Origin of the sequence: Kribbella albertanoniae (assembly GCF_004348455.1) — a bacterium.
Lineage (GTDB): Bacteria > Actinomycetota > Actinomycetes > Propionibacteriales > Kribbellaceae > Kribbella > Kribbella albertanoniae.
Genome location: NZ_SMKA01000397.1, coordinates 1 through 6010 on the forward strand (window position 1 = coordinate 1; position 6010 = coordinate 6010).

Below are 6010 nucleotides of genomic sequence, written 5' to 3' on the forward strand. Positions count from 1 at the left end.
GGGGTGGGCTCGGCGGGGCCCTCGGAGGCGCGGAGGTCGTGGTAGGCCTTGCGGGTGTGTTCGGTGTGCTCGCGCATGGTCTGGGCGGCCTTGTCCTCGTCGCCGTCGCTGATGGCCTTGACCAGGCGGCTGTGCTCGCGCCAGGACGCGGCGCCGCGGACGGGTGCGAGCGGGGTGTAGTACCAGCGGACGCGGCGGTCGACCTGAGCGGCGAAGTCGATCAGGAAGCGGTTGCCGGACATCTGCGTGATGAAGGCGTGCAGCTCGCCGTTCGTGCGGACAGCTCCGTCGGTGTCGCCGGACTCGTGGAACGCCGTACCGACCTTGCAGAGCTCTTTGAGTTTGGCCAGGTCCTCCTTGGTGGCGTGCCGGGCGGCCAGACGGGCGGACTCGGACTCCAGGGCGGCACGAGCAGCCAGGAGTTGGTCGACCTCGTCCTCGGCCGGGACGTGCACCATCGCGCCGAAACCGGGCCTCAGGTCCACCCAACCCTCGTTGTTGAGCCGCTGCAGTGCCTCGCGCACGGGCTGCCGGGAAACGCCGAGCAGGCCGGCCAGCTCAACCTCGACCAGGTGCCGGCCGCGCTCCAGCGTGCCGTCGATGATCATCTCGGTGAGAGCCTCGTAGACCGACTCGCGCAACGGCTGCGGCCGCTTCACGTGCCGTACGCCGGCCGGTTCCGCACCTGTGCTGATCGTCGTCATCGAGGGTCCTCCCGTTTGCCTGAAGCAACAGCATGGCACTTGGTAGACAGTCTACCAAGTGCCATGACCGTTCATAAGGATTTCGCAGCCTTGGGTCAAACGGTCAGGCGGCCGACTCGTCGGCGCGCCGGTTCTCGTCCGTGCTGGTCAGGTCGGCCAGCTCGGAGTCCAGGTCTACGGTGATGTTCAGCTCCTGCTGCAGCTCCGGGGCATCCGGAAACTGCGGGCGAGCCGCCAGAGCGCCGAACCTACGGGTGAAGATCATTGCGATCCCTTCTGCTCCCGAAGGAGCTGTTTTGAATTCTGGCTTCTGTATACATTCAACCAGGTGTACTGACCGGTTATGCCCGCATCTCACGTGATCCGCCTTACATGCGGGTCGAATACGAATGCGCTCCGGTACCCGCCAGTCGCCCACCGTCAACAATCAGGTACTCGTCGCGGATCGGCGTCCCCGCCAGCCACGATTCCAGGATCTCGCGGGTGCCCGCGGCGTACCGGGCCTGCGCGGACAGCGACGAGCCGGAGATGTGCGGCGTCATGCCGTGGTTCGGCATCGTCCGCCACGGGTGGTCGGCCGGGGCCGGCTGCGGGTACCAGACGTCACCGGCGTACCCGGCGAGCTGTCCACTCTCCAGGGCTTTGACGACCGCGTCCCGGTCGGCGATTTTCGCCCGTGCGGTGTTGATCAGGTAGCTGCCGCGCTTCATCGTCGCCAGCAGTTTCTCCCCGAAGAGCCCCTCCGTCTCCGGGTGCAGCGGCGCGTTGATCGTCACCACGTCGCAGTGCGGCACCATCTCGGCGGCGCTTGTGTGGAAGGTCAGGTTGAGTTCACGCTCGACCGACTCCGGCAGCCGGTGCCGGTCGGTGTAGTGCAGGTTCACGTCGAACGGTGCGAGCCGCCGCAGGACCGCCGTACCGATCCGTCCGGCCGCGACCGTGCCGACGTGCATGCCCTCGAGGTCGTACGAGCGTTGCACGCAGTCCGCGATGTTCCAGCCGCCATTGACCACGACCTGGTACGACGGGATGTAGTTGCGCACCAGCCCGAGAATCATCATCACCACGTGCTCGGCGACGCTGATGCTGTTGCAGTAGGTGACCTCGGCAACTGTCACGCCGTGCTCGATCGCCGCGTCCAGGTCGACATGGTCGGAGCCGATGCCAGCGGTGATCGCGAGCTTCAGGTTGGGTGCCTTCGCGATCCGCTCAGCGGTCAGATAGGCCGGCCAGAACGGTTGCGAGATCACCACATCGGTATCCGGCAGTTCCCGGTCGAGGATCGAGCCGTCGCCGTCCTTGTCCGAGGTCACGACCAGGGTGTGCCCCTGGCTCTCCAGGAAACTGCGCAGGCCGAGCTCACCGGAAACGCTGCCGAGCAGTTCGCCCGGGGTGAAGTCGATGGCCTTCGGTGTGGGCGCGGTTTGGCCACCGGGATAGCGGGTGATCGCGGGGATCTCGTCGCGGGCGTACGACTTCGGATAGCCGGTCGAAGGGTCGTCGTACAGGACACAGAGAATCTTCGCCATGGTGTGGAATCTCCTTGTTTTGCAGGTGATTCCACAGTCCCGCTGTTAGGTAGGGACGGTCAAAGACTTGCTGGTTATCGCGTGATAGCCAGAACCCATCAAATGCACATCGAGAAGATCGTCGAGGGCTTTGTGCACACCGGCCTGACGTGCGACATCGAGCAATGCCCTTGCCAGCACTGGCTCCGGACTGCGGGCGGCGATGACCAGGCCGACCCGCGGTCCGTCGGCTGGCCCTTTTAGCGGTACGACGCGCATCCCGTCCGGAACGCCGAACATGTGCAGCCAGGCGTGTGAGATCACCGTCGACCAGTGGTTGCCGTGCAGGTGGCTGTAGAGGCCCGAGACGGTGTCGCTCTCGATGGCAGGTGTGGCGATGGCGCCGTCGTCAGTGAAGTAGCCGTTCATGATCCGGCGGTTGCGCATGTCCGGCGACAACAGGCACAGCGGGAGCTCGGCGACCTGTGCCCAGGTTGCCATCGGCACCTCGGCCAGTGGTGAGTGCTGTGGAGTCAGCAGCAGATAGCGCTCTTCGTAGAGCGGAGTCTTACGGACCTGGCCGAGGGTGTCGTCGTCGAGGTAGGTCATCGCGACATCGAGGTCGAACTCGGCCAGCTTGTGCGTGATGTCGCGGGATGACAGCGACTCGATCGTCACGCGGGCATGCCCGTGGCGTTCGCAGAATGGTGTGGTGAGCAGCGAGACCACTGGCATCGCGGTCGGGATCGCGCCGAGTCTGAGGGTGCCGGTCAGACCGCCGCGCAGGACCGACAACTCATGCCGCAGCGCGTCCTGCTCGGCGAGGATTCGCTGGGCCCACAGCAGTACCCGCTCGCCTTCCGGAGTCAACCCTTCGAACCGGCGTCCGCGCCGTACGATCGGTACGTCGAGCTCCTGCTCGAGCTTGCGGATCGCGGCCGAGAGCGACGGCTGCGACACGTAACAAGCATCGGCCGCCCGGGCGAAGTGCTTCTCCCGAGCCAGGGCCACGAGGTACTCCAGCTGCCTCAGCAGCATCGCGCATACCAGCTGTCTGTATACATAATGCAACTGTACGGACCGAACCGTCCCTTGGCTATGTGTGGCCCAGGTCACAATTGCTGGATGTCTGTCTGAATGCCTCCCGATCGACGCTGAGGCAAAGGAAGACTTCTTCCTCTTCGAGAAGGGCAGCGAGATGCAGAAGGTCGCTTCACAGGACGGCACCGAGATCGCGTACGACGTGGCCGGTAGCGGACCGGGGTTGGTTCTGATCGCCGGTGCGTTCACCGACCGGTCGTTCTTCACGCCGTACGTCGAGGCGTTGTCGACCGCCTTCACCGTGGTGAACTACGACCGGCGGGGTCGTGGTGACTCCGGTGACACGGCGCCGTACGCGGTTGAGCGGGAGTGGGAAGACCTGGCCGCTCTGCAGGCGGTGACGGGTGCACGGTTCGCCTGTGCGTTCTCGTCCGGGGTGATGGTGTTGCTGCAGTCCGGTGTGGCGTTCGAGCGGCTTGCTGTCGTCGAACCGCCGTTCCGGGTAGAGGGTGCACCGCCGGTGCCGGACCGGTACCTCGAGCGGCTGCAGGAGTTCGTCGCCGCTGGGAACCCGGCCGGCGTGGCCGAACTGTTCATGGTTGAGGCAGTCGGGCAGCCGAAGGAGGTTGTCGACCAGATCCGCGAGACGCCGATGTGGCCGGGGCTGGTCGCCATGGCGCCGACCCTCGTGTACGACGCCCTGCAGATGCGCGACAGCGCCGTACCGACTGCTTTGCTCTCATCGATCGAGACTCCGACCCTCGCACTCTTCAGCAACGCCAGTCCGGCGTGGCTGCAAGAGTCCACCCGCCAAACGGCCGCCGCTCTCCCCAACGCAAGAGCCGAAGGCCACGAAGGCACCTTCCACACCCTGTCCCCGGAAACCCTCACCCAGGTCCTGACCGACTACTTTGCCTAGGGTGGCTGGATGAAGCTGCGCCCCGTCACCCCGGATGACCTCGACCTGCTCCGCCGTTTCGTCGCCGAGCCCGGCTTGATCGGGCTGGACTGGAACGGGCACCGTGACCCGCGCCGGGTCGGGCAGCAGTACGAGGAGGACGGGTTCCTGGGAACCGAGCACGGTCGGCTGATGGTGGACACCGACGGCGCGACCGCCGGGTTCGTGAGCTGGGGCGCTGGTTCGTACGACGGTGGGCGGAGCCGGTACTGGGAGATCGGGATCGCGCTGCTGCCGGAGTACCGGGGGCAGGGAATCGGCTGGCGGGCGCAGTCGATGCTGGCCGACTACCTGTTCGAGCACACCACGGCGGAGCGCATTCAGGCTGGTACCCATCCGGAGAACCTGGCCGAGCAGAAGGCGCTGGTGAAGGCGGGGTTCCAGTTCGAGGGTGTTCTGAGAGCGTGTGAGTTCCGGGCCGGCCGGTACCGCGACGGCTACCTGTACAGCCGTCTTCGCTCTGACCTCTCGCCGACAGCGAGCGTGCCGGGTCCTGGTTGCTGACCCGGCACGGTCGAGCAGGAAGTCGTCAGCCGAGGACCACGCGCAGGATGCTGCCGGTGGTTTCGCTGATCACCCAGAGGGAGCCGTCGGCGGCGTTGGCTACCGTGCGCAGGCGGCCCTGCTGGTTGGTGAAGCTGGCGACCGTGTTGCCGTCGCGGACGCCGCCGCTGACCGGGATGGCCCACAGGCGCTGGCCGCGGAGGGCCGCCATCCACATGGTGTTCCGGGAGAAGGCTAGGCCGGACGGTGACGCCTCGGCGGTCGTCCAGGTCGCTTGGGGGTTGATGAAGCGGCTGTCGTTGCAGCTGCCTTCGCAGGTCGGCCAGCCGTAGTTTCCGCCGGCCCGGATCTGGTTGAGTTCGTCGGTGGTGTTCTGGCCGAGCTCGCTGGCCCAGAGCCGGTTGCCCTCATCCCAGGCGAGGCCCTGGACGTTGCGGTGCCCGAGGCTGTACACGCGGGTACCGCTCGGGTTGCCGGGCGCGGGACTGCCGGTCGGGGTGACCCGGAGGATCTTGCCGCCGAGCGAGTTCGGGTTCTGCGAGTTGGCGGTGTTCGCGGCGTCGCCGGTGCTGATGTAGAGGAAGCCGTCGGGCCCGAAGGCGAGCCGGCCGCCGTTGTGGATGTTGGCCCGCGGGATCCCGGTGACGACGTTCTGCGGCGTACCGAGGGTGGTGCCGTCGTAGGTCATCCGGACGACCCGGTTGTCGCCGGAGGCGGTGTGGTAGGCGTAGAGCAGCCGGTCGGTACCGAAGGTCGGTGCGACCGCGATCCCGAGCAGGCCGCCTTCGCCGCCGTGCCGGACATTGGGGACGCGGCCGATCTGGCGGACCACGCCGGCCGCGGTGACGTGTTTGATCAGGGCGGTGTCTCGCTCGGAGAGCAGTGCCGAGCCGTCCGGCAGGACCGCGAGGCCCCACGGTGACTGGAAGCCGCTCGCCACCGTCCCGGCGATCCGGGGTGTCGGTGGCACGGCGGCGACCGCCGATGGTGCGGCTGTCACCAGGAGCAGGGCGGTCACGGAGGCCAGGGCGGAGAGTCGTTTGCGCATAACTCAGGTCCTCACTGTCGATCCCCCCTTGTTCGACAGCAAGCTTGCCGTACTTCCGCCCATCAGGCCACACCCACAGTGACCGGAACATCACTGTGGGCGTTCCCAGGGACTGGGGGAAAGGGGTGCGGGGCCGCGGTGGACCCGAAACAACACCAACGGATCGTCCCCGGTCCGCCTCGACCACGGCCGGCGGCGGCCCGAACCCGATCCGATCCGTTGGTCGACGGCTTGTTAGGCGCCGGGT

General features: G+C 66.8%; 7 protein-coding genes. 2 read left to right on the forward strand and 5 right to left on the reverse strand.

The window, feature by feature from the left end; all coding sequences use genetic code 11:
• The 4 genes from E1261_RS42545 to E1261_RS42555 form a co-directional block, all read right to left on the reverse strand.
• On the reverse strand, positions 1 to 704 hold a 704-nt coding region (locus tag E1261_RS42545), incomplete at its 3' end, for a GntR family transcriptional regulator (protein ID WP_132415657.1).
• Between the two features lie 103 nt (positions 705 to 807).
• Positions 808 to 969, reverse strand: a complete 162-nt coding sequence (locus E1261_RS45690; RefSeq protein WP_165952843.1) for a hypothetical protein — start codon at positions 967 to 969, stop codon at positions 808 to 810.
• Positions 970 to 1072: 103 nt separating this feature from the next.
• Positions 1073 to 2233 carry an NAD-dependent formate dehydrogenase gene (locus E1261_RS42550; RefSeq protein WP_132415659.1) on the reverse strand — a complete coding sequence of 387 codons (1161 nt, stop codon included), beginning with the start codon at positions 2231 to 2233 and terminating at the stop codon, positions 1073 to 1075.
• A gap of 45 nt (positions 2234 to 2278) precedes the next feature.
• Positions 2279 to 3250 (reverse strand): LysR family transcriptional regulator, encoded by a 972-nt coding sequence (locus E1261_RS42555; protein WP_132415661.1) that lies wholly within the window; start codon positions 3248 to 3250, stop codon positions 2279 to 2281.
• 160 nt (positions 3251 to 3410) lie between these two features.
• On the opposite strand from E1261_RS42555, the gene E1261_RS42560 reads away from it, so the two are divergent.
• Positions 3411 to 4172 carry an alpha/beta fold hydrolase gene (locus tag E1261_RS42560; RefSeq protein WP_132415663.1) on the forward strand — a complete coding sequence of 254 codons (762 nt, stop codon included), beginning with the start codon at positions 3411 to 3413 and terminating at the stop codon, positions 4170 to 4172.
• A gap of 9 nt (positions 4173 to 4181) precedes the next feature.
• A complete protein-coding gene (locus E1261_RS42565; RefSeq protein WP_132415665.1) occupies positions 4182 to 4715 on the forward strand; it encodes a GNAT family N-acetyltransferase in 534 nt (177 codons plus the stop codon).
• A 25-nt stretch (positions 4716 to 4740) separates the two neighbouring features.
• Here the strand turns inward: E1261_RS42565 and E1261_RS42570 are convergent, their stop codons facing one another.
• Positions 4741 to 5763: a PQQ-dependent sugar dehydrogenase gene (locus E1261_RS42570; RefSeq protein ID WP_132415667.1), complete on the reverse strand. Its 1023-nt coding sequence runs from the start codon at positions 5761 to 5763 to the stop codon at positions 4741 to 4743.
• Between the last annotated feature and the right edge of the window lie 247 nt (positions 5764 to 6010).